This window comes from Halovenus anhuiensis (assembly GCF_037080055.1).
Taxonomy (GTDB): domain Archaea; phylum Halobacteriota; class Halobacteria; order Halobacteriales; family Haloarculaceae; genus Halovenus.
Genome location: NZ_JBAOJI010000002.1, coordinates 81,334 through 104,203, shown reverse-complemented (window position 1 = coordinate 104,203; position 22,870 = coordinate 81,334). Strand labels below are relative to the sequence as shown.

Here is a 22,870-nt window from a genome sequence, read left to right as displayed (position 1 = left end):
GTCTGAATAACGAGCGCAATGAGTGAGTATCAGACGCCCATCGGGCCGCTCTTCGAGTTACAGCGGGAGACGCTCAAACGCGGTGCGGATCTCCTGCAAGTGCCGCGGACGATTCGAGAGGACCTCTCCGATGAGGGACTGGCCGCGGGCGAGCAAGCCGGGCGACAACTGCTCGAACTGAGCCGCGGGTCAATCCAGCAGTCGCTGCGCCTCGCCGCTCTCACCGAAGACGACGCACTCGACGACCTCAGCGAGACTGTCGACGTGCTATTCGACGAACTGCAGACAGAACACGATCAGCTCTACGAAACCATCGAGGAAACCTACGAGGAGACCGAGACGGAGGCGCTTACCCGAGGTGCCGAACAGCTCACCGTCTTTCTGAATATCAACCGCCGTCTCGAAGACCAGCTCACCACGACGGCCGAACAGCTCGAAGCACAGGCGACTCAAAGCGACGACATCGCGACGGATATCAGCGATCAGATCGAACGGCTTTCGAGACAACTCGACCAGTACAGCGACCTCCAGCAGCGACTTGGGGAGAACGTCGACCCCGCAAACGCACTGACTGAGACAGCGGACAGCGACGTTCGATGTCGGGTCTGCGGGAACACCTACGATGCGATCACCTACTCACATCTCCAGACCCACGAGATGACCGTCGAGGAGTACAGGGAGCAGTTCGGCGCGGACGTGCCGATGTGAAACGTCAGGCGTCCGCGAGATTCGCGAGCAGATGCGAAACGTGCAGGCGGTCGTTCGTGCCGTCGTGCAGATCCATGTCGATTTCGCCCGCGAGTCGGTGGAGTTCTGCGAGTTCTGCCCCGGAGTACCGCGACCGCGCCACGTCGAGAATATCTTCGAGTACTTCGCTGCCGCTGTAGCCCTCGTCGACGAGCAACTCGTCGAGTGTCGAGCGGGCGTCGGTGAACTCGCCGGCCTCGGCGTCGGCGATCATCTCCTGGACCCGCTCGTCGATGCCGACCGCCGACAGCGTCTCGTAGGCGGTGTTCATCGTGATCTCGCCTTCCTGCTCGTAGGTCGTCTGCGCGTTCAAAATGGCCTCCCGCAGGTCGCCGCTGGCCGCACCGGCGATGTACTCCAGCCCTTCGTCGTCGTACGCCGCGTCCTCAGCCTCGGCAATCTCTTCGAGCACGCCGATGATCTCCTCTTGGGTAGGGGAGCGGACTGGAATCGGGAAACACCGCGAGCGAATCGGCGAGATGAGCGCAGAGGGCTGGCGAGTGGTGATCACGAACTGGCTGGCCTCGTAGTACTGCTCCATCACCCGACGGAGCGCCTGCTGGAAGTCCTCGCGCATCGCTTCCGCGTTGTCCAGCACGACGGTCTTGTACTCGCCGGTGGCGGGCGAATAGCTGGCCGATTCCTTGAGGACGTGGTTGATCAGATCGGCCTTCGAGGAGTTACGCCGGCGCTTGGCGTCGATAAACCGGCTGAATCGGGGGTCGTCGGCGATCTCTTTTTTCGTCGAGTTGAAGAAGTCGGCGACGTTGATCTCGATGCGGTCGGCGTCGGGATTCTCGTGGGCGGCGCGGGTCAGTGCCCGGACCGCGGCGGTCTTGCCACTTCCCTCCGGGCCGTGGACGACGAGGTTCATCGGCTCTTCGAGTGCCCGCTCGAAGTGGTCGCGGACCTCCGCCTGCGGCAGATCAGAAAGCTCCGGCGCGTGCCGTTCAGTCCAGAGTGGCCCCTCCATTATCCCTCGGTTGGCGGGCCGGGGGTACAAATCTTCCCTTCGATACTGCTCCAACCGCTCACTCCCACCGAATCTCGAAGACAGTCTCGCCCTCCGCCGAGTCGTCGACTGTCTTCACCCGGGCGTACTCCGAGCCGTGAATCTCGGTCACCCCTTTGAGGAAGCCAGCCTCCCACGCCGCCGGATACGGCGTCGTCGAGGTGATCCGGCCCGTGCTGTCGCCGGTCTGCTCGAAGTGGTACTCCCCGGAGACGTTCCGGTGGTTCTGCTCGAAGATTTCGACCACGTGTTCGAGTGCATCTGCTGGCGTCGTTGGACTGGTCGGCCATTCGACGAACTGCGGGGTCGCTTCCCCGATTTTCGTCAGTGCGTTCTCGCCGACATCGAGTTCGACGACTTCGAGCACTTCGAGGAAGTCCTCGAGCGGGTACCACTCGTCGGGGTGGGGATCCGGCTTCTCGATGCCGTGGTCGTCCAGAATATCGCGCATTCGGCTCTGGAAGACCGACATGACGCCGTCGATGCAGACGTTTACCTGTACTCCGCGCACGTCGCTGTCCGTCGTTTGCATTGTTGTCATGAGTGATCGCCTCCAGTCGGAGCGGCTGGTTCAACTGTCTCGATCGGTTTGTCCTCGTCCGCGCCCCACTCGGTCCACGACCCGTCGTAGTTACGGGCGTCGACATCGAGCAGTTCCGAGAGGACGAACCACGTGATCGACGACCGCTCGCCGATGCGGCAGTACGCGATTGCCTCGTCGCCGACGTAGTTGCCGTAAATCTCGCGGAGTTCCTCCGGGTGTTTGAACGTCCCGTCCATGTCGACTGCCTGTCCCCACGGAATGTTCTCGGCGCTCGGAATGTGTCCCTCGCGGTCGGTCGTGTTCGGAATCTCCGCGGGGGGCTTCTCGCCGCGGTACTCCTGTGGGTTGCGGACATCGATGAGCGCCGTGTCGGTCTCTATCGCGTCCGCAACCTCCTCCTCGTAGGCTCTGACGCTCTCGTCGGTGCCCGAGATGGAGTACTCCCGGGTGGTGTACTCGGGGACCGCAGTCGTCGTCTCGTACCCCTGCATCGACCAGTACCGGCGGCCACCGTCGAGCAACTGAACGTCGTCGTGGCAGTAGTAGTTCAGTACCCAGTATGCGTGTCCGGCGAACCAGTTCGCCTTGTCGCCGTAGACGACGACTGTCGTTTCGTCGGTGATTCCGAGGTCGCCGAGCAACTCCTCGAACTCCGCTACCCCGACGACGTTGCCACCGAGGCCATCGATGATATCTTCTTCCCAGTCGATCTGTACCGCGCCGGGAATATGCCACTCGTCGTATACCTTCGGGTCCATGTCGACCTCGACGAGTCGATACTCGGGATCGTCGGTCCTGAACAGGTCGAGATTGTCCGAGAGCCACTCGGCACTCCGGACAGAATCATGATCTGAATATAACGACATACATCACGGTACCGTCTGTGGACATATGGTTATCAGAACTGATTCCCAGGGTATTAGAAACGAGTCCGTTAAGACGGTCTTCGGCCCTTTATAGCAGGTTCAGAGACTGAAAGAACACAGAGGGGTGTCACTGGACAGAATAGTTGGCGGGTCTGTGAGGAAGAGCACAGTCAGTTGCGGTACACCTGTCCCCGTGACTCGTATTCCATCTCACTCCTCGTCGAGGTCCTCGGCGAGGTCGTCGACGGTTCGCTGTACGTCGTCGACGATGTCGGTCTGTGTCTCGGCCAGTTCGGCGGTATCCTGTGCGCCTTCCCGGACGGTTTCGGCCTGCTCCGCCGCGTCGTTGATCGTCGCGGCGACAGATTCGACCCGAGTGGCCTGCTGGTCGTTCGCCGATGCGATTTCGTCGGTGCTCGCGGCCGCATCCTCGACGGCGTCGACGATGTCCGAGAGCGAATCGAGCGCCGATTCGACCTGTTCGGCGGCAGTGGCTGCCTGGTCGTAGGCCTGTTCGACCTCCGAGACTGCCGTCCGGCTGCTGTCCTGGATCTCCTGGACCTCGGTGCTGATCTCGTCGGTGTACTCCTGTGTCTCGTTAGCTAAGGATTTGACCTCGTCGGCAACGACCGCGAATCCTTCTCCGCCCTGATCGGCGCGGGCGGCCTCGATGTTGGCGTTCAGCGCGAGCATGTTCGTCTGATCGGCGATTTCGGCGATCACCTCGGTGATCTCGTCGATGTCGTCCATCCGGTCGGCGAGTTCGGTGATGGTCTCGGTGAGCTGCTCGCTGGCGTCGAGCATGCCATCGGCGGCCTCACCCGCCTGTTCGCCGGCCTCCTGGCCTTCGGTCGCCAGTTCACGGGCATCGTCGACCGTCTCGGTGATCTGGTCGGTCGTCGCCGCAATTTCCTCCATACTGGCGCTGACTGATTCGATCTCCGAGAGAGCGTCCTGCAGTTTGGAATCCTGCTCGACAGCATCGTCTTCGATCTGTTCGGCGTTCGAGGCGACCTCCTGTGAGATGTCGTTCAGTCGTTCGACGATATCCGCGAGTTGATCCGCGACCTGCTCGTGAGTCGCAGTCAGTTCCCGTTCTTTCTCCCGGAGTTCGGTCACGTCCCGCATCGCCGTGACCGTGCCGGTAATCTCGCCGCTCGCGTCGTACATCGGCGTGCTCGAAATGACGACGTCGTGCTCGGTATTGTCGTGATCGAGGAGTTCGGTCTCGATGCCACGGATCGGTTCGCCGGCCTCCCGCGTTCGCTCGGCCATCGTGGTCTTCGTTCCGTGGGTCTCGTAGGTCCGGAAGATTTCCCACGGTTCGAGTTCAGGAATCCGGTTCGGGTCCAGTGCCATTAGCTCTTGCATCGCGGGGTTGAACAGTACGATCTCGCTCTCCTCGTCGGCGACGACGACCGGCAGCGGGAGTTCGTACAGCGCCTGAATCCAGCGCCGTTCGGCGGCCTCGAACTGCCCGTATATCCCCGGGTCGTCCATCGTTAGCGCACCCTCTGACATACTCAGTCGGTTAGCCCCCAGTACGAAAGGCTTTATCCCGATGCTATCAGCACTGATACCGACCCGAAAGACGAATCTTCATCTGTCGGTGGACCCAATCAGAAGCCATGTCAGAGATCGACCTGCGGAGCGTGATGGGCGAATTTGCAACCGGCGTCACTGCGGTAACACTGAACGGCGAGCAGCCACACGGGATCACGGTCAACGCCTTCAGCAGCGTCTCGCTGGACCCACCGCTGGTGCTGGTCTGTCTCGATCACAACACCGAGGCACACGAACAACTCCAGAGCGGTGACGCCGACGGCTACTGTGTCAACATCCTCGCTGCCGACCAGCAGATCCTCGGCGAGCACTTCGCCGACATGGCCGAGGAAGAGATCGATCCGTTCACCGAGTTCCCGACGATGACTGCCGAAACCGGCGCACCGATCTTTACCGAGTCGCTGGGCTACGTCGACTGCTCGATCCACGAAGCCGTCGAGGCCGGCGATCACACCATCTACATCGGCAGCGTCGAAGCCGCCGAGCAACTCGAAGACAAGGAGGCCCTGACATTCTTCGAGGGCGAGTGGGGTCGGCTCGGGACCGAATAACACACCGAGGGGCCAGCGTTTTATTCCAGAAGGGTCTATTCCCGCCCGTGTCACAGGCGTCGTATCTCCGATATTTCCCCTACAGCGAGCCCTACGACCACCAGCGGGAGGCGATGACCCAGATCTACGACGCCCTCGACGACGAGTCCGATATTCTGTTCGAAGGCGCGACCGGGACGGGCAAGACCCTCGCCTCACTGGTCCCTGCCCTGGAGTACGCCCGCGAACACGACAAGACGGTCGTCATTACGACGAACGTCCACCAGCAGATGCGCCAGTTCCGCAGAGATGCCAGCGCCATCGCCGAGACGGAGGATATTCGTGCAGTGGTCTTTCGCGGCAAGGGGTCGATGTGCCATATCGACGTGGGTTATCAGGAGTGTCAGGCCCTGCGCGATACGACCCGGGATCTGGTCGACACCGAACAGGAGCAGGCCGAACTCGAACGCAAACAGGGCGAACTCCTCGATCAGAGTCAGGCCGGCAACGGTGACGCGGCGGCGGCGCGCAGTTCCGTGATGGACGAACTCGAATCCGTCGAGGAAGAACTCGAAGACCTCTCGGAGCGAGCGACCTGCGATCACTACTACCGGAATCTGACCGCCGACACGACCGACTTTTTCGCGTGGCTGTACGAAGACGTGCGCACTCCCGACGAGATCTACGAGTACGCCCACGACCGCGGCCTCTGCGGCTACGAACTGCTCAAGGAAGGCGTCGAGGGGGTCGATCTGGTCGTCTGCAACTACCATCATCTGCTGAGTCCGATGATCCGCGAGCAGTTCTTCCGGTGGCTTGGCCGGGATCCGGAGGACGTGATCGCTATCTTCGACGAGGCCCACAACGTCGAATCGGCAGCGCGGGATCACGCCCGCCGCACGCTGACCGAGAACACCATCGAGAGCGCGCTCGACGAGTTATCTGGCGTCGAGGACGCCCGCACCGAGAACGCCGAGAACATCCTCGAAACCTTCCTCGGCGCGCTCAGAGAGGGCTACGAGGAAGGCTTCGACTTTGGCGAGCGGTCGAAAGTCGGCGAGAACTGGTACGATCTGGCCATCGACAACGAGGACAGGCGCGACGACGTGACGCTGGCCTTCCTGCAGACCTACGTCGGGCCGGGCTACCAGAGCGAAATCGACGCCGCGCTGGAACTCGGGAACGAACTCGACAAGCGCTACGAGCAGGAGTACAAAAACGGCGAGCGAAGCGTCCGCAAGGAGTGTCAGACCCAGCAGGCCGCCGAGTTCATCGCCCAGTGGCTCGACGAGAGCGGCGCGATGGGGACCTATCCCGTTGTCAGCGTCCGCCGCGAGCAGGAACGGGACGATCAGTCCACAGCAGAGACACTGGATACGGGGACCGAACCGGCCGAGGACGGCGATATTTACGGGCGGGCGGAGCTGTACACCTGCATCCCGAATCAAGTGACCCGAGCGTTGTTCGAGGATCTGCACGCGAGCGTGCTGATGAGCGCCACCCTGCGACCGTTCGACGTGACCGAGGACGTACTCGGTCTCGACGAAGTCGAGACGATGGCCTACGGTGCGCAGTTCCCAGAAGAGCGACGACGAACCTACACGGTCGACGGCCCGGCGCTCTTTGCGAGCAAGCGCGACGAACCCGAGGTACAGGGGACGATCACCGAAATCATCGAAGACACCGCGCGGATGACCCCCGGCAACACGCTCGTCTTCTTCCCGAGTTACGGCGAGGCCGAGCGATACAGCGAGCGAGTCGCCGAGGGGACGACCTATCTCGACGAACCCGGCACGTCGGCCCACGACCTGCGCGAGCGATTCGCTGACGACGACAATGGCGTCCTCTACACGTCGATGTGGGGCACACTGGGTGAAGGCGTGAGCTACGACGGCGACGACGCCCGGAGTGTCATCGTCGTCGGCGTGCCGTACCCACATCTGGATGAACGGATGCAGGCCGTTCAAGATGCCTACGAGGAAAGTTTCGGCGACGAAGACAGCGGAACCGGTCGCGGCGAAGACAGCGCTGGCTGGCGGTACGCCGTCGAGATTCCGACGATTCGGAAAACCCGGCAGGCACTGGGTCGCGTCATTCGCTCACCGGAGGATTTCGGCGCGCGGATTCTGCTCGACGCTCGCTACACCGAACGCGCCGAGATGGAGATGCCCTCCTACGCCGTCCGGGGGAGTTTCCCGGCGGAAGAGCGCGCAGAGATGATCGATATGGATCCGGAGAAGTTGAAATTCGGGCTGTTGAATTTCTACGGCGACATGGATGCCTACGGCGGTAATCCACCGAAGCCGTAGGAGAATCACCGTCGGTCGATGGGTCAGTCGTCAGCCGGAGAAGTGACCTGATCTGCAACCTGTTCAGCCGCGGGTCCGAACTCCGCAGCGAGCAGGTCGGGAACGTCTTCGGGAGTGACATCGGAGTACCACTCGTTTCTGGGTTGGATCGTCAGCGCCGCGCCGTCGGCGCTACACAGCCCCAGACAGTCGGTCGTGCTCACCGACACTGCGGTCCAGAAGGCGTCGCGATCCCGGAGCCACTGTTTGACTGCGGTCGTCACTTCCTCGCCGCCTGCGCCGGCACAACAATCGTGTTCCTCGCGGTCGTTCGTACAGACGAAGACGTGGGCGTTGAGTCGCTCACGCTGCTGTTCAGATCTGTGTTTCATGGGCGAGCGTGACGCGGTCAGTCGAGAACGCACCGAGCCAGCGATAGGCGGTTGCGAGTCCGACCCACAGCCCCGCCTGCCCGAAGATCACGAGACTGCGGTAGGCGACGACGAGATCCGTCGGCAGGCCGCCGGCAGTCGCGGTCGCAGGGGCGAGCAGTGGGACGAAGACAACGGCAGCGGCGACCGGAGCGAGTCCGGCGGCCGCACCGCGTCTCCAGTCAGAGCCGATCCGTCGATACAGCGCAACCGCGAGGACTGACAGCGCCGCACCGGCGAGCATCATCCCCGCATAGAGCCAGATTCTGGTCGACGCGGCGAGTTGATGCTCCATCCCGGGGGCCACCGGCGGCAGGACGAGCCACGGACTGACAGAGACGGTCAGAAAGCCAGCGCCGGCGAGGACGTACGGTCTGATCGCGGCAGTGCCAGGGATCGCTGGTTCGAGAAAATAATAGAGGAGGCCGAACACGCCGCCAAGAAAGATTCCCCAGAGAACACCGCTACCGGTGCTGACGACCGCCGTCGTCGTCTCGGGGACGGCGTGGCTATGCGCGCCCGCTTCGTGTCCGTGTGCGCCGTGGTGAGCCATCTCCACGAGCGAGGCCGTCAGCGGGTGGACTACGAGTGCCGTAAAGAGGCCATAGATCAGCCCAACGACCGCCCCAGCGGCGACACCGCGTTTCAGTGTTGGCCACATCAGTGACAGGTGATCCCAGCGCCGTGTCTGAAGCTATGCATCGCGTCGTGGACCATCGGATCTTGCATGAACATGAGCACGAATCCCAGCGACGCCGCCATCGCGAGTCCGACTGCGGTCTGTGTCGGGGTCAACTCGGTGCCCGCCTGTTCGATCCGGTCGTGGACTGTCTCAGTTGTCGACATCTGAAACCACAGTTGATAGAGTACAAGCTAGATTGTAAAACTTGTGGGTTCGAGAAACTCAGCTTTGGAACGCACCGTCGACAGTGGCGTCGATTCGCTCTGCAGACAGCGCGGCGAGTGGGACGCGTTCGCCGTCGGTCTCTTCGACAATCGACCCGACGAGGCCAGTCTCGTCTTCAGTTCCGGCGTCGACGACGAGTACGTGCGGATCGAGTGTCGCGAGTCGGCGTGCTGCGCGGCGAGTTTCTGCGACCGGACTCCCGTCGGCGACGTTCGCCTTGCCGTCGGTGACGAGGACGACGACGCTGGTGGCTGGATCGGCGCGTTCAAGGAGGCTTCCGGCAGTGCGCAGTCCCTCGGGAAGCGGCGTCCGGTCACCGGTCGGGAGTTCTTTGAGGTGTCGCGCGGCGAGTGTCACGCTGTCGGTCGGCGGGAGCAGAACCTCTGCATCGTCGCCAGCGAAGGCGACGAAGCCAACCTCGTCGCGGTGCTGGTAGGCATCGTCGAGCAGATTGAGCACCGTTCCCTTCGCGGCGCGCATCGCGGGCCGCATCGACGCACTCGCATCGACGACGAACAGCACCAGTGCGGCAGTCTCGCTCACCCGTACTGACTGGCGGAGATCACGCGACTGAACGCTGTCGTCACCGCGAGCAGCGGCGGCGCGGACCGAGGCCGCCGGATCGATCCCGTCGCTCCCGTCGGCCGGTGTCGAGCGCACACGACTGCCCGTGCCGTCGGTCGTCGGTGCCGTTCGGGTGGAGCCACCCCCTGTCGAACTGCCGGCGGTCGCTTCGAGGGCGTCGGGCATCTCGACATCCGGGGCTGTCGCCTCACCGACCGCCTCGCAGGACTGCCCCGGCATCAGGGGGCGGCCCTCTGTCTCTTCTTCCTCGGCAGCCGGCGGCTCGTCTCTCTCATCGTTGGTTTCAGCCTCGCCGCCATCGCCGTCAGTCGGCGCGGGAGAAGGGGGACTAGATTCTCCCGAGTCCGCCTCGTCGTCCTTATTTCGAGAGTCTGATTCAGACCCAGCGTCGGGGCCGCCGTCCGCATCCTCGGCGTCGGGTTCCGGACCAACTTCGCTATCTGGGTCGTCTGACCCAGACTGTTCGTCTCCCCCGTCGTGCTGCTCATCGCCATCCCTGTCTTCAGCACCCTCCGAATTTTCCACCTCTTCAGTGTTCTCCTCGGTATCCTCACCCTCGGAGTCGAACTGTTCGTCGAGGAGATCATCGAGATCAGGGGGGTCCTCGAACGGCCGGGACTGGAGTCGATGCGGGAGGGCAAATTCGGCCGCTTGCCGGACATCGCTCTCGGTGACTTTCGAGCGGGCGTCGAGCGCGGCGAGAGTGCGTGCGGCGCGAGCAGTGGCAATATCGCCGCGATGGCCGTCGATGCCAGCGTCTCGACACAGCTCCGCGATTTCGGTCTTGAACTCACGGGGCAGAGCAACGTCTTCGAGCGAGTCGCGGGCAGCTTCGAGTCGCTGTGCCGGGCTATCGTCCGGTTTCCCCTCGGTATCTGCTGTCCCGAGCGCGTGGTCGATGATCTCGACGCGGTCCTCGATCTCTTCGCAGGCAGTGACGGTCGCCTGAAGCGCGAACCGGTCGCGCAGTTGCGGCCGGAGGTCACCCTCCTCCGGGTTCATCGTCCCGATCAGAGTAAATTCAGCGGGATGGGAGACGCTGATCCCGTCGCGCTCGACGCAATTTCGACCGCTCGCAGCGGCGTCGAGCAGGACATCCACGAGGTGGTCGTCGAGCAGGTTCACCTCGTCGACATAGAGGATTCCCCGGTTGGCGCGGGCGAGCAGTCCGGGATCGAACTCGTACTCACCGGACAGCGCGTCCGCGACCGAGAGCGTCCCGACGACGCGTTCGCGGGTCGCACCCAGGGGCAGCGTCACCAGCGGCACCGGTCGACGGTCGACCGGCGGATCAGTCCGGTCCCGACAATCAGCACACTGCCGCGTCGGATCGTCCGGCGGACAGCCGTACTGACAGTCCGCGACGGCGCGCTGCTCGCCGAGCATCTCTCCCAGCGCCCGCACTGCCGTCGATTTCGCCGTCCCCTTCTCGCCTTGGATCAACAACCCGTCGAGGTCGTCGTTCGCGCCGACGGCCAGTAAAGCCTGCTTGAGTTCCCGCTGACCGGTAATATCCGCAAACGAGGGCCCCGAACCCCGCTCGTGCGAAGTTTTTTCAGCCTGCCCGTATTCAAACATACTTGTATTAAACAAACAGAGGTTTAAAACATTATGCCAAAGGTTGGACTCTACACAGCGACCGAAAATGAACTCGGGGCCGTCCAGCGGGCCGCCGCCGAGGTTGATATCGATCTGCTCGTCCGCTCGGAGAGTGATTTCGACGGGCAGGAAGACGTCGAGGCCTTCCTCGACGAGATTGCGGATGCGACGGCGGCAGTGTTCTGGCTGCACGGGGCCGAGGAGAGCATGCCGGGGTACGACCACGCCGTCGAGCGACTCGACGAGGAGAGGGTGCCGTTGGTCGTCAAATCGACCGGTGACGGCTACGCAATCGAAGATACGTCGACGACGGCCGAAGACCGCGAGCAGGTCTACGAGTATCTGGAGAAGGGCGGGACGAGCAACGTCGCCAACTGTCTGCGCTTTCTCGTCGACGAGTACAGCGACGGCGCGTTCGAGTACGACGACCCGGTGACGCTGCCGACCGAAGGCGTCTATCACCCCGATCATCCGGGAATCTCCTACGAGGAACTGCGGGCGACCTTCGATCCCGTCAAGCCGACCGTTGCAGTCTGGTTCTACGAATCACACTGGACCCACGAAAACACCAGATACGTCGACGCGCAAGTCCGCGCGCTCGAAGCGCAGGGCGCGAACGCCTTACCGATCTTCTGCAATCCCGCGACGGACACGGACGAGCAGTGGGACGCCGAGCGCGTCACCGAGGAGTGGCTGCTCGACGACGGCGAACCAGTCGTCGACGGTGTGCTCTCCTCGTTTATGTTCTCACTGTCGATGGACGAACGCGGTCGCTCGGCCGACGACGAGGGCGACGGTGCGACGGATGTCTTTCTGGATCGTCTCGGCGTCCCGGTTATCCAGACCGTCACGACGATGCGCTCGCGGTCGCGCTACGAGTCCAGCGACACGGGCGTGATGGGCTTCGAGTTGGCGCTCTCCGTTGCACTGCCGGAGTTCGACGGCAACGTCATCACCCACCCGATCAGCGGGAAAGAGCGAACCGAGGACGAGGCCGGCATCGGAACCGCGCCGAAACAGCACTTCCCCATCGAGGACCGCGTCGAACACGCCGCCGAACTCGCAGTCAACTGGGCGAATCTCCGCCACACGCCCAACGAGGACAAACAGGTCGCAGTCGTCCTGCACAACTACCCGCCGAGCGACGACGGCATCGGGACGGCCTTCGGCCTCGACTCGCCGGAGTCGACGGTCAACCTGCTCGACGAATTGGATGCGCGCAGCTACGATCTCGGCGGTAGCTACGTAGAGGATGGGCAGGACTTGATCGACCGCCTCACCGCACAACTGACGCTGGACGACCGCTGGGTCGCGCCCGAGGACGTGCGAGAGTTGAGCGTCGATACGGTTGGACCAGATCAGTACCGGGAGTGGTTCGAGTCGACCGACGAGCGCTTTCAGGAAAACATCGTCGAGGAGTGGGGCGAGGCTCCCGGCCGACCCTTTGCGATTCCGGGCGTCGAGTTCGGCAACGTGCTCGTGACGGTCCAGCCCCCGCGTGGGTTCGGCATGGACCCCTCGAAGGTGTACCACGACTCCGACCTCCAGCCACCGCACGACTACGTCGCCTTCTACAAGTGGCTACGCAACTCCTTCGAGGCCGACGCGGTGGTCCATCTCGGCACCCACGGCAGTCTGGAGTGGCTCCCCGGCAAGACCGTGGGTCTGAACGGCGAGAGCGCTCCCGACCAACTCGTCGGCGCGCTGCCGAACGTCTATCCCTACATCATCAACAATCCCGGCGAGGGAACGCAGGCGAAGCGACGCTCCTACGCCGCCATCGTCGACTACTTGACGCCGGTGATGGGCAACGCCGGGACCTACGACGACCTCGCAGAACTGGAATCGCTGGCCGACCAGTACCGCGAGGCCGGGATGGAGGACGCCCGGACCGACGACGGCGAGCACCTCGAAGATCTGCTGCGGGCGAAGATCGACGATATCGACCTGGCGGTCGAACTCGGAATTTCTGGCGAAATCGACGAGAAAGCGGACGTACGCGGGCCGGAGCGCGAGGCGCAACGCGCCTCGGAACGGTCGAGCGGGGAGCGAAGCGACCCGCGAGACGAAGCGGGAACGAGTCTCGCCGAGGGCGCGATCGACGGCGACAACCTCGAAATCGACGACCTCGTCGAGCGGGTTCACGAGTACCTGACCGACGTGAAGACGACCCAGATCAGACTCGGCCTGCACACGATGGGCGAACCGCCGGCCGACGACCGACTCGTCGAGTATCTCGTCGCACTCACTCGCCTCGAAAATCCGGGCGGACCGAGCCTCCGGGAGAGCGTCGCGGGCGTGCTCGGCGTCGACTACCAGCGCATGCTCGACGAACCCGGTGTCTACGACGAAGAACTCGGGATGACCTACTCGGAAGCCGCCGACGAAGTCTACGAGACGAGCCTCGAACTCGTCGAAACGCTCGCGGAACACGAGTTCGACATTCCGACCTCGGAGGTCGACGCCGGCCCCGAGCAGGAGGTGAACATGAATCTCTTAATCGTCGATATCGACCCACTCGGCGACGCACGCGTCGCGGGCGGCACGCACGACGACCTCCGAGACGCGCTGTCGTTCATCTGCGAGGAGGTCGCACCGCGGGTCGAGGAGGCGAGCGAAGAGATCCCCCAGACAGCGGACGCGCTCGATGGTGAGTACGTCCCGCCGGGCGGCAGCGGCGCGCCGACCCGCGGCGGCGTCGACCTGCTCCCGACGGGGCGGAACTTCTACACGCTCGATCCTCGGAAAGTGCCCGCAAAGAGCGCCTGGGAGATCGGCAGCGAAGTGGCCGCTGGAACGGTTGCCCGTCACTGGGATGATCACGGTGAGTACCCCGAGGAGATCGGTGTCGTCGCGTGGGGGACGCCGACGGTTCGGACCCGCGGGGAGACTATCGCACAGGTGCTCGCGCTGATGGGCGTCGAACCGGAGTGGACCGATGCCGGCCGGATCGACGACGTGCATCCGATCCCGCTGGACGAACTCGACCGCCCCCGAATCGACGTGACGACCCGAGTGTCGGGACTGTTCCGGGACGCCTTCCCGCAGGCCGCTGGCGTCATCCACGACGCCGTCGACACAGTCGTCGACCTCGACGAGCCGCACGAAATGAACTACGTCAAGAAGCACGTCGAGGAAGAAGCTGAGGAACTCGAAGCGGAGGGTGTCGAGAAGCCGACGAAGGCGGCCAAACAGCGCGTCTTCACGACCCGACCCGGCGGCTACGGCGCGGGGACGAACAAGGCCGTCGACGAGGGCAACTGGGAGGACAGCGGCGACCTCTCAGATGTCTACGTCCAGTGGGGCGGCTACGCGCTCGGCAGTCGCGGCAACGTATCGGAGGCCCACGACGCCTTTGAGCGCCGACTCGGAAGCGTCGAGGCCACAGTGAAAATCGAAGATACCGCCGAGCAAGATGAGTTCGATAGCTCCGACTGGTACGCCTTCCACGGCGGGTTCATCACCGCAGTGACGGAGCTGAGCGGCGAGGAACCAGCCTCCTACGTCGGTGATTCGAGCGATCCCGACAACGTGGATATCTACACCAACGAGGAGAAAGTCCGAAAGGCGATGCGGGCGCGCGTGCTCAACCCCGAGTGGCTGGATTCGATGGAAGAACACGGCTACAAGGGCGCGGGCGACCTCTCCACGACGGTCGATGTAGCACTTGGCTGGGACGCGACGACCGGCGTCATCAGCGACCATCTCTGGGAAGATGTCGCCGAGAAGTACGCATTCAACGAGGATCGACAGGACTGGCTGGGCGAGGTGAATCCGTGGGCGCTGGAGAGCATCACCGACACCCTCCTCGAAGCGATCGACCGCGGGTTGTGGGACGCCGACTCAGAAACTGCGGATCGACTCCGCGACATCAACCTCCGGGCCGACGGCGATATCGAGGCGCGTGACACCACCGCGGATCGAACGGAGGTGCCCAGCGATGGCGACTGAAGAGAACGGCGAAGCGGCGCAGACGGACGGCGGTGTCGACGCCAGCGAACCGACAGAGGAGTACGCCGACCTCGGCGCGACGACCGAAAACGCGATGGAAATCGCCGAGACGAGCATGGATCGCGTGCGCGAACTCGTCCCCGACGAGACGCTGGCCGACCGGATCCGACAGAAGAGCGTCCACGCGACCGGCGACCCCGAGTTCCAGCATCTCGTCCGCTTCACCGGCGAGGACGACGACGAACCGATCCGCGCCGGCGCGCGGGCGGTCCTCGACGAGCGGCCGATCGTGACCGACATCACGATGGTCAAATCGGGAATCACCGGCCGCGGCCACGACTGTCCGGTTCAGAAAGCCATCGGCAACGGCGCCGAACTGGCCGCCGAGACGGGCATGACCAGAACTGCCGCATCTGTGCTCGAACTCGACCGCGAGGGCGTCTACGACGGCTCTATTGCCGTCGTGGGCAACGCACCAACAGCGGCGCTGGCGCTCGCAGATTGCATCGAAGACGGAACGCGACCGGCGGTGGTCGTGGCGACACCGGTCGGATTCGTCAAGGCCGCCGAGAGTCGGAAGCGACTCCGCGAGGTTGCAGAGCGCCACGGCGTCCCGGCGATCACGAACGTCGGCCGCCGCGGCGGGAGCGGACTCGCCGCCGGCCTGACCAACGAACTCGTCCACGTTGCCAGCGACGTACGCGACGGGGCGATCGATCTTGATGAGTGAGTACGATCTCGACAGCGGCCCCGATCCGGCCGATCGGGCGGCCGCGACACCGGAGTCGGTCGACACTGATCGAGCAGTTCCCGCGGTCGGGATCGGACCGGGAAATCCCGAGTACCTGACCCCGCGCGGCAGGCGAGCAATTAGCGAGGCAGATGTCGTCGTCGGGTTCGAGACGGTCGTCGACTTCGTGAGCGACATCGTCGAGGCCGAGGCGCTGACCTGCGGCTATCGCGACGAAGCCGAGGCGCTGTCGACCTTCGGCGAGCGAGTGGCAGACGGCGAACAGGGAACGGCAGTCCTGATGGGTGATCCGAACCACTCCGGCTATCAGTTCGTCGGCAAGGTCGAGGCTGCGGTTGACCGGCCGGTCGAGGTGATCCCAGGCATTTCATCGCTGCAGATCGCCGCGAGCAGAGCGCGGACACCGATGGAAGACAGCCGATTCGTCACGCTGCACAAAAGCGGTGACATCTCGACGGATCTGGACCGAATCCGGGCGGTCGCGGGTGATCGACACCTGCTCGTCTTGCCGAGACCGTACGACTGGATGCCCGAAGATATCGCCGCGGATCTACTCGATACCGGGGCCGACGGGTCGCTGGAAGCACTCGTTCTCGAACACTTGACACACGAAGAAGAGTCGATCACACGGACGACGCTTTCGGAACTGGCGGAGCGAACAACTGAGGCCGAACACGACTCACCGTTCTCGGATCTCTCCGTGTTCGTCGTTCGAGCGGACTGAGATCGGTCATCCACCGCGCTTGCGATACCAGATCCGTTCGCCGAGCGGCGATTCACCGTCGTCGATCGGGAGGCGGCTGACGAACAGATCCCGGACGGCGAACGTGACCGTGAGTTCGACCTGTCCGTCGGAATCGTCCGGCGTGACGGTGACGACGCAGTGGCCGTCTTTCTCCCGAAGTGCGTCGATTCGCCCGCTTGCCCACCGCTCGGAATCCTGCTGTGGTTCGCGAGCGTGGATCCGGTCGTGGTTCATTGGGGTGCCCCGCGGGTCGTAGATAGTGGTCGAGAGCCATCGCCGCCGCCGGTCGAACTCGCCATACACACACCAGGCACGACAGCAGTTTACCGGTTGCGCCGGGAGGACCACAAGTTATTTTTGAGTTCACGGCGACGGCTAGAGCAAGCGAATTTGGTATAATTAAGATGAGATTGAACTACCGGAGGAAAACAGGCGACCCATGACAACGGAATCAATCGTCCTCATCGGCCGGGAGCGGTCGGACGCCGGAGAATTATTCGAGACACACGCGGGACGGCTCGCCGATCGGTCTGGGGTCGACACCGTCGAGACGGCGACCTACGAGACCGAACCAGTCCAGGAACTCCGGGAACAGCTACGGGGGTTATCAGCCGACAGAGTGTATGCGGTACCGATGCGGATCGCACACAACCACGACACGACTCGCGGCGTGCCGGCAGCGCTGTCGCATATCTCCGGGGAGGTGGTTTACTGTGAGCCACCGGGCGCGAGCGATGCCGTGACTGACGTGATCGAACAGAAGGCCAGCTCGCTGGTCACCCCGCGGCCGGAAAGTTCACTCGTGCTGGTCGGGTTCGGGAGCAACTCACAGCCTGACCACCGGGAGACAGCCGAACAACACGCCGCTCGGCTGCGCGACCGCACCGAGTACGGGGAGGTGGTAAGCTGTTATCTGCTCCAGAATCCCGCCGTCGAGTGTGTCAGATACAACGTCAGTAATCCGGCCGTGGTCGCAGTACCGCTCTTTTTGGGGGAGAGTGAAGCCACCGCCGAACGGATTCCCGAACAACTCGAACTCGGCCGCGGCGGGATCGAGTACGCCGGACCACTCGGCAGCCATCCCCGGATTACCGACGCCATCCACGCCGAGATCGAAAAGCAGCGAGCACTCGACGAGTCCGCGCCCGAGCCCTTCGAGGCGGAACTGGCCCGAACTCGACAGCCGGTCGCAACCGACGGCGACGGCAGTTCGCGGTCCTGATCGATGCGGCTGCTACTCGTCGGGGGGAACACCGAGACGGCTCGCATCGACGGGATCAGCGCCGCCGGTGCCGATCCCGAGTTGATGGCACACACGCCAGCGGTCGATCTCGAACTCGTCGAGTACGGTCGGTCGGCGGGTCGACCGGTACCTGTGAGTCCGACGGGCTGTCCGACCCCTGCAGTGATGACGCGGGCGGCCCGGGAACTGCTCGGACTCGACGTGCTCGCCGTCGATGCCGGCCTCGCGAGCGAAACAGCAGTTCCGACGGTCGATCTCGGTGGGGGAGTCGGAGCCGATATCCGGGAGCCGACAGCAGTCCACTCGGCGGCGGAGATCGTCGCCGCCGGGAAGCGAGTCGGTCGCGCGCTCCCGGACGAACGCGTGCTGATCGGCGAAACGATTCCCGGCGGAACGACGACTGCACTGGGCGTCCTGAGTGCGCTCGGCGAGCGCGCGAGCGTCTCCTCCTCGTTACCCGAGAATCCAGTCAGCCTGAAAGAGCGGGTCGTCAGCGAGGGACGGGAAGCGAGCGGTCTCGCCGAGGGGGCTGCGGCCGGAGAGCCGATCCGCGCAGTCGAGACGATGGGTGATCCCGTCCTCGCAGCCGTCATGGGACTGACTATCGGTGCCACCGAATCCGGGACCGACGTGACACTCGCCGGCGGCACCCAACTGGCTACTGCGGGCGCACTGGTCCGTCACGCCGGCGTCGACGCGGAGCTATCGCTGGCGACGACCTCCTTCGTCGCAGACGACGACAGCGCCGCAATCCACGCGCTCGCCGACGAACTCGGCCTCACTCTCTCGGTTACCGACCCCAGATTCGAGGAGCGTGACCATCAGGCACTGAACGGCTACGTCGCAGGAGAAGCGAAGGAAGGCGTCGGGATGGGAGGGGTTCTGGGGTGCTGTCGAGACACCGGCCTGCCGATGGAGCAGCTACGTCCCCGAATACTCGAGGTGTACGAGAACGTATTCCCGACGGAGGAGCGTACATGAACGGACTCGTTCTCGGCGGGACGAACTCGGGCGTGGGAAAGACCATCGCGACGCTCGCAGTCGGGACGGCACTCGAAGACGCCGGAATCGCGGTCCAGCCAGCCAAAGCCGGCCCGGATTTCATCGACCCGAGCCACCACGAGCAGGTGTTCGACCGGCCGTCTCGAACGCTGGATTGCTGGCTGGAAGGCACCGACGGTCTCCGCCGGAACTACCACCGCGGCGAGGGCGACATCTGTCTCGTCGAGGGCGTGATGGGGCTGTACGACGGCGACGGATCGAGCACCGCGATGGTCGCCGAGGCGCTGGATCTGCCGGTCGTCCTCGTCGTCGACGCCAGCGCCGGGATGGAGAGCGTCGCGGCCACGGCACTGGGATTCCAGCGGTACGCCGCTGAGGCCGGACGGGATATCGAAGTCGCGGGAGTCATCGCCCAGCGCTGTCACGGCGGCCGCCACGAGGACGGCATCCGCGAGGCACTGCCGAACGAACTGGCGTACTTGGGTCGGATTCCACCGGGCGGAGACCTGGAAATTCCCGACCGCCATCTTGGACTGGAAATGGGCGAGGAGGCCGGACTCACCGCAGATCAGTTACAGACCGCGAGCGAACACATCCACGTCGAAGCGATTCAGGAGGTTGCCACGCCGGCCGCAGAACCCGCGACGACGGACGAGCAGCCAGCACAGCGCGACGCTCGCGTCGCAGTCGCACAGGACGAGGCATTCTGTTTCGCCTACCCGGCGACTATCGAGCGACTGCGGAGTCGCGCCGACGTGGTGACGTTCGCGCCGACGACCGACGCCGAGTTGCCGATCTGTGATGGCGTCTATCTCCCCGGCGGCTATCCAGAACTGTACGCTGAATCGCTGGAATCCAGCGGCGCGCTCGACGACCTCGCCGACAGGGCGACAGCGGGAGTCCCGATCCTCGGCGAATGTGGAGGGTTGATGGCGCTGTGTGAGCAATTACGGACAACAGATGGGGCGGAGTACGAAATGAGCGGTGTCCTGCCCGCCGAGGTGCAGATGCACGACCGCTATCAGGCGCTCGACCACGTCGAACTCGCTGCACAGCGAGATACCCTGACCGCCTGCCGCGGCGAGCACCGCCGCGGTCACGAGTTTCACTACTCCTCGCTGACGGTCGATTCTGACGCAGAGTTCGCCTTCGAGATGGTGCGAGGCGACGGAATCACCGAAGAGCAGGACGGCCTGACCGAGCACAAAACCCTCGGAACGTACTGTCATCTCCACCCCGAGAGCGGTGCGTTCGACTCCTTCATCGAGGTGCTCTGTGATGAGTCGGGGTGAGCACGGAGCGCCGGCCGAATTGGTGCGTGGGTGTGCTGGCGTTTCCTTCGATCTGTTCGGAACGCTCGTAAGCGTCGAGCGGCCGGACGACCCCGCCGCAGCAATCGCACAGGAACTCGACAGCCGAGGACTCACCATACCCGACGACTGGTCGGACGCGTACCGAGAGCCGCATCTCGACGTGAAAGAGGGGGGTGAGCTTCCGCTGCCCGACCACGTCACGGCGGCGCTCGCGAGCCGAGACGAATCAGTCGTTCGTGAGGAGATTCGGCCGACCGTCGAGGCGGCCGTCAGCGACGCCTTCGAGGGTCCAGCAGAGCCCCGGCCCGGGGCCGAACAGACGATCGAGACCCTGGCAAGCCGGCGGCCGGTCGCCGTCCTCTCGAACTGCGCGGTATCGGGACTCGCCGAGCACGCTCTCCAGAGTGCGGGAATCGACACGACAGCATTCGAGGCCGTCGTGACGAGTGTCGACTGTGGCTGGCGAAAACCGGATCGACGTGCCTTCGCCGCCGTGGCCGAAGAACTCGGGATCGAAATCGAGGATCTGCTGCACATCGGCGACGATCCGCGGACTGACGGCGGAATCACGGCGGTCGGCGGAACGAGTTGCATCGTCGGCGACGGCACGCTCGCCGCGTGGGGGGAGCGATGGGATTGACAGCGATGGGGGCGGTCAGCCTCTCGCTGACGGGTGATCTCCTGCTCGAAGAACCCCCGGAGCGAGTCCATCCGGTCGCGCTGTTCGGCCGTCTCGTCATCCCGTTCGACCGGAAATGGAGGTGCCCGAAACTCGTCGGCACGCTCGTCGCCCTCACCCTACCACTCGGGGCCGGCCTGCTTGGGGCGGCTGTGACTGCGGCAGCGCTGGAAGTCGGGCCAATGGTCGGTGCGATTCTCGCGGGCTTCGTACTCTTTTCGACGGTGAGCCTGCGGATGCTCGTCTCGGTCGCGAGGGAGGTGATCGACGGGACCGGAACTGATTCTGCAGGCGCGCGCGAGTCGGTCAGCGCGCTGGTCGGTCGAGAGACGGACTCCCTCTCGGCGGGAGAACTCCGGAGCGCCGCAGTCGAGAGTGCGGCGGAGAACCTCGCCGACGGCGTGGTGGCACCGCTGACGGCGTTCGCACTCGGCGTACACGTCTCGCTCGCGGTCGGGGTGGGCGCTGCCGTCTGGGTGAAGGCGGTGAACACACTCGATTCGATGCTCGGATATCAGAGCAAGCCCGTCGGGTGGGCGAGCGCTCGCCTCGACGATATCGTGATGTGGCTACCGGCCCGGATCAGCGCCGTCTGTCTCGCCGTCGCGGCAGGCGACCCGGGCGTGCTGCTTCGGGCACGCGAGTGGGCCGCTGCGCCGCCGTCGCCGAACTCTGGCTGGCCCATGGCCACGCTCGCAGCGGTGCTGGATGTCAGGCTGGCGAAAGCCGAGACGTACGTTCTCAATCCCGACGCGGCACTGCCCACAGCGAGTGAGGCCCGTCGCGGAACCTGGATCGTCGCGGGCGCTGGGCTGTTGGCCTTCTTGCTCGCTGGCGTCGTTGCGGGATTGTCGGGGGTGAGTCCATGAGTGTCGCCGCCGTCCGGGGAGCGGTCGGCTTCCTCTCACGGATCCCGGTCGGCGGGAGCGAGCGCGACTGGAACGCGTTCCGACGGACGCCGGCGGCCTTTCCCCTCGTCGGTCTGCTCATCGGCGCGCTCCTCGCCCCCGTCTTCGTGCTGCCGGGCCCGGCCGTGACCGTCGCCACCGTCTTCGTCGCGCTCCTCTACGGCCTAACGGGGATCACCCACCTCGACGGCGTGGCTGATCTGGGTGACGCGGCAGTCGTCCACGGCGGTCAGGAGCGCCGGCGCGCGGTGATGACCGACACCGAGGTCGGAACTGGCGGCGTGCTCGCCGTCGCGCTCGTCGTCTTCGCGCTCGGGACGGCCGCGGTCGGTGTTGCCAGCCTGCCGAGGAGAGCGCTGCTGCTCGTCGTCGTCGCAGAAGTCGCCGCGAAGGGAGCGATGGCGGTGCTGGTCTGTCTCGGGACGGCGGCACACGAGGGACTTGGCTCCTCGCTGACCGGAAACGCAACCGCGGGAGATGCTGCCGTCGTGGCGATACTGGCGATTCCGGCGGCGGCGCTGACGTGGCCACGACTGCTCCCGGGCGCAGTGGCACTCCTCGCGGCCGCCGGAACCTCCGTCGTCGTCTTCTGGTGGGCGAGGAGGAACCTGGGCGGTGTGAGCGGCGACGTAATCGGCGCAACGAACGAACTCGCCCGGGTGGCGGCACTACACGCGGGGGTGGTGGCGTGGACGCTCTCGTGATGTGTGGCGGCCGCGGCACCCGCCTCGACGCCGACACCGAAAAGCCGCTGTACGAGATCGCAGGAAAACCGATGGTCGACCGCGTGCTCTCGGCGCTCGCGGGCAGTCGAATCGAGACCGTCTATGCGGCTGTCTCGCCACAGACACCGAAGACTCATCGCCATCTCGACTCGAAACCAGGGGGCGACGGCCTGCGGATTGTCGAGACACCGGGCGAGGGATACGTGGAGGATCTCCGACACGCCCTCGATCAGATCGATAGCCCAGTGCTGACAGTCGCTGCCGACCTCCCGCTGCTCGACGGTGAGATACTCGACAGGGTACTGGCGCACTACGACAGCGGCTCACTTTCGGTGTGTGTTCCAGATACCCTCAAAGGAACGATCGGAGTGAGTAGCGAGACGACGATGACAGAAGATGGCCAGACAATCGCTTCGACGGGAGTGAATATCGTCGGTGACGGGGGAGAGAATCGGTATCTGTCATACGATGCTCGGCTGGC

At 64.3% G+C, this 22,870-nt stretch carries 21 protein-coding genes and 1 pseudogene; 13 read left to right on the top strand and 9 right to left on the bottom strand.

The genetic code is table 11. From position 1 onward, the window contains the following. Positions 1-18: 18 nt before the first annotated feature. Complete coding sequence (locus V8P86_RS06350; protein ID WP_336326411.1) at positions 19-708, top strand: MucR family transcriptional regulator; 690 nt, start codon at positions 19-21, stop codon at positions 706-708. A 4-nt stretch (positions 709-712) separates the two neighbouring features. On the opposite strand, the gene V8P86_RS06345 is transcribed toward V8P86_RS06350, so the two are convergent. The 4 genes from V8P86_RS06345 to V8P86_RS06330 form a co-directional block, all read right to left on the bottom strand. After that, the gene (locus V8P86_RS06345; RefSeq protein WP_336326410.1) at positions 713-1,720 is read right to left on the bottom strand and encodes an AAA family ATPase; all 1,008 of its coding nucleotides are present in this window, start codon (positions 1,718-1,720) and stop codon (positions 713-715) included. 58 nt (positions 1,721-1,778) lie between these two features. After that, the gene (locus tag V8P86_RS06340; RefSeq protein WP_336326409.1) at positions 1,779-2,300 is read right to left on the bottom strand and encodes a hypothetical protein; all 522 of its coding nucleotides are present in this window, start codon (positions 2,298-2,300) and stop codon (positions 1,779-1,781) included. Next, positions 2,297-3,169 (bottom strand): sulfurtransferase, encoded by an 873-nt coding sequence (locus tag V8P86_RS06335; protein WP_336326408.1) that lies wholly within the window; start codon positions 3,167-3,169, stop codon positions 2,297-2,299. Before V8P86_RS06335 ends, V8P86_RS06340 begins: the two co-directional genes overlap by 4 nt. Positions 3,170-3,379: 210 nt before the next feature. Further along, positions 3,380-4,690, bottom strand: a complete 1,311-nt coding sequence (locus tag V8P86_RS06330; RefSeq protein WP_336326407.1) for a methyl-accepting chemotaxis protein — start codon at positions 4,688-4,690, stop codon at positions 3,380-3,382. Positions 4,691-4,797: 107 nt separating this feature from the next. Here V8P86_RS06330 and V8P86_RS06325 point away from each other — a divergent pair, with 107 nt between their 5' ends. Further along, a complete protein-coding gene (locus V8P86_RS06325; protein WP_336326406.1) occupies positions 4,798-5,283 on the top strand; it encodes a flavin reductase family protein in 486 nt (161 codons plus the stop codon). Between the two features lie 47 nt (positions 5,284-5,330). Then, positions 5,331-7,571: an ATP-dependent DNA helicase gene (locus V8P86_RS06320; protein WP_336326405.1), complete on the top strand. Its 2,241-nt coding sequence runs from the start codon at positions 5,331-5,333 to the stop codon at positions 7,569-7,571. Positions 7,572-7,594: 23 nt separating this feature from the next. On the opposite strand, the gene V8P86_RS06315 is transcribed toward V8P86_RS06320, so the two are convergent. From V8P86_RS06315 to V8P86_RS06300, 4 genes are read right to left on the bottom strand one after another with little or no spacing between them, the layout of a single operon-like run. Further along, entirely contained in the window at positions 7,595-7,942 is a 348-nt protein-coding gene (locus V8P86_RS06315) for a (2Fe-2S) ferredoxin domain-containing protein (RefSeq protein WP_336326404.1), read from the bottom strand. Then, positions 7,926-8,642 carry a CbtA family protein gene (locus V8P86_RS06310; protein WP_336326403.1) on the bottom strand — a complete coding sequence of 239 codons (717 nt, stop codon included), beginning with the start codon at positions 8,640-8,642 and terminating at the stop codon, positions 7,926-7,928. Before V8P86_RS06310 ends, V8P86_RS06315 begins: the two co-directional genes overlap by 17 nt. Continuing rightward, complete coding sequence (locus V8P86_RS06305) at positions 8,642-8,827, bottom strand: CbtB domain-containing protein (RefSeq protein WP_336326402.1); 186 nt, start codon at positions 8,825-8,827, stop codon at positions 8,642-8,644. Before V8P86_RS06305 ends, V8P86_RS06310 begins: the two co-directional genes overlap by 1 nt. Before the next feature lie 58 nt (positions 8,828-8,885). Beyond that, positions 8,886-11,051 carry a VWA domain-containing protein gene (locus tag V8P86_RS06300; RefSeq protein WP_336326401.1) on the bottom strand — a complete coding sequence of 722 codons (2,166 nt, stop codon included), beginning with the start codon at positions 11,049-11,051 and terminating at the stop codon, positions 8,886-8,888. Between the two features lie 33 nt (positions 11,052-11,084). On the opposite strand from V8P86_RS06300, the gene V8P86_RS06295 reads away from it, so the two are divergent. From V8P86_RS06295 to V8P86_RS06285, 3 genes are read left to right on the top strand one after another with little or no spacing between them, the layout of a single operon-like run. Then, positions 11,085-15,023 carry a cobaltochelatase subunit CobN gene (locus V8P86_RS06295; protein WP_336326400.1) on the top strand — a complete coding sequence of 1,313 codons (3,939 nt, stop codon included), beginning with the start codon at positions 11,085-11,087 and terminating at the stop codon, positions 15,021-15,023. Further along, positions 15,013-15,753, top strand: a complete 741-nt coding sequence (locus V8P86_RS06290) for a precorrin-8X methylmutase (protein ID WP_336326399.1) — start codon at positions 15,013-15,015, stop codon at positions 15,751-15,753. Before V8P86_RS06295 ends, V8P86_RS06290 begins: the two co-directional genes overlap by 11 nt. Next, entirely contained in the window at positions 15,746-16,498 is a 753-nt protein-coding gene (locus V8P86_RS06285; RefSeq protein WP_336326398.1) for a cobalt-precorrin-7 (C(5))-methyltransferase, read from the top strand. The genes V8P86_RS06290 and V8P86_RS06285 overlap by 8 nt, the downstream gene beginning before the upstream one ends. Before the next feature lie 6 nt (positions 16,499-16,504). Here V8P86_RS06285 and V8P86_RS06280 read toward each other — a convergent pair whose 3' ends face one another. After that, positions 16,505-16,753, bottom strand: coding sequence for a DUF7861 family protein (locus V8P86_RS06280; protein WP_442909376.1), 249 nt, complete (start codon positions 16,751-16,753; stop codon positions 16,505-16,507). Positions 16,754-16,958: 205 nt separating this feature from the next. Between V8P86_RS06280 and V8P86_RS06275 the strand changes: the two genes are divergently transcribed. From V8P86_RS06275 to V8P86_RS18900, 7 genes and pseudogenes are all read left to right on the top strand, one after another. After that, entirely contained in the window at positions 16,959-17,741 is a 783-nt protein-coding gene (locus V8P86_RS06275; RefSeq protein ID WP_336326396.1) for a CbiX/SirB N-terminal domain-containing protein, read from the top strand. A 3-nt stretch (positions 17,742-17,744) separates the two neighbouring features. Beyond that, positions 17,745-18,743 carry a nicotinate mononucleotide-dependent phosphoribosyltransferase CobT gene (gene cobT, locus V8P86_RS06270; RefSeq protein ID WP_336326395.1) on the top strand — a complete coding sequence of 333 codons (999 nt, stop codon included), beginning with the start codon at positions 17,745-17,747 and terminating at the stop codon, positions 18,741-18,743. Continuing rightward, on the top strand, positions 18,740-20,056 hold the full coding sequence (locus V8P86_RS06265; RefSeq protein ID WP_336326394.1) for a cobyrinic acid a,c-diamide synthase: 1,317 nt from the start codon (positions 18,740-18,742) through the stop codon (positions 20,054-20,056). The genes cobT and V8P86_RS06265 overlap by 4 nt, the downstream gene beginning before the upstream one ends. Then, on the top strand, positions 20,043-20,717 hold the full coding sequence (locus V8P86_RS06260) for an HAD family hydrolase (protein WP_336326393.1): 675 nt from the start codon (positions 20,043-20,045) through the stop codon (positions 20,715-20,717). The genes V8P86_RS06265 and V8P86_RS06260 overlap by 14 nt, the downstream gene beginning before the upstream one ends. After that, on the top strand, positions 20,708-21,625 hold the full coding sequence (gene cbiB, locus V8P86_RS06255) for an adenosylcobinamide-phosphate synthase CbiB (RefSeq protein WP_336326392.1): 918 nt from the start codon (positions 20,708-20,710) through the stop codon (positions 21,623-21,625). Before V8P86_RS06260 ends, cbiB begins: the two co-directional genes overlap by 10 nt. After that, positions 21,622-22,368, top strand: coding sequence for an adenosylcobinamide-GDP ribazoletransferase (cobS, locus tag V8P86_RS06250; protein ID WP_336326391.1), 747 nt, complete (start codon positions 21,622-21,624; stop codon positions 22,366-22,368). The genes cbiB and cobS overlap by 4 nt, the downstream gene beginning before the upstream one ends. Continuing rightward, positions 22,368-22,688 (top strand): annotated as a pseudogene (locus V8P86_RS18900) (NTP transferase domain-containing protein); the annotation flags it as partial. The gene cobS and the pseudogene V8P86_RS18900, both read left to right, overlap by 1 nt. Positions 22,689-22,870: the final 182 nt, after the last annotated feature.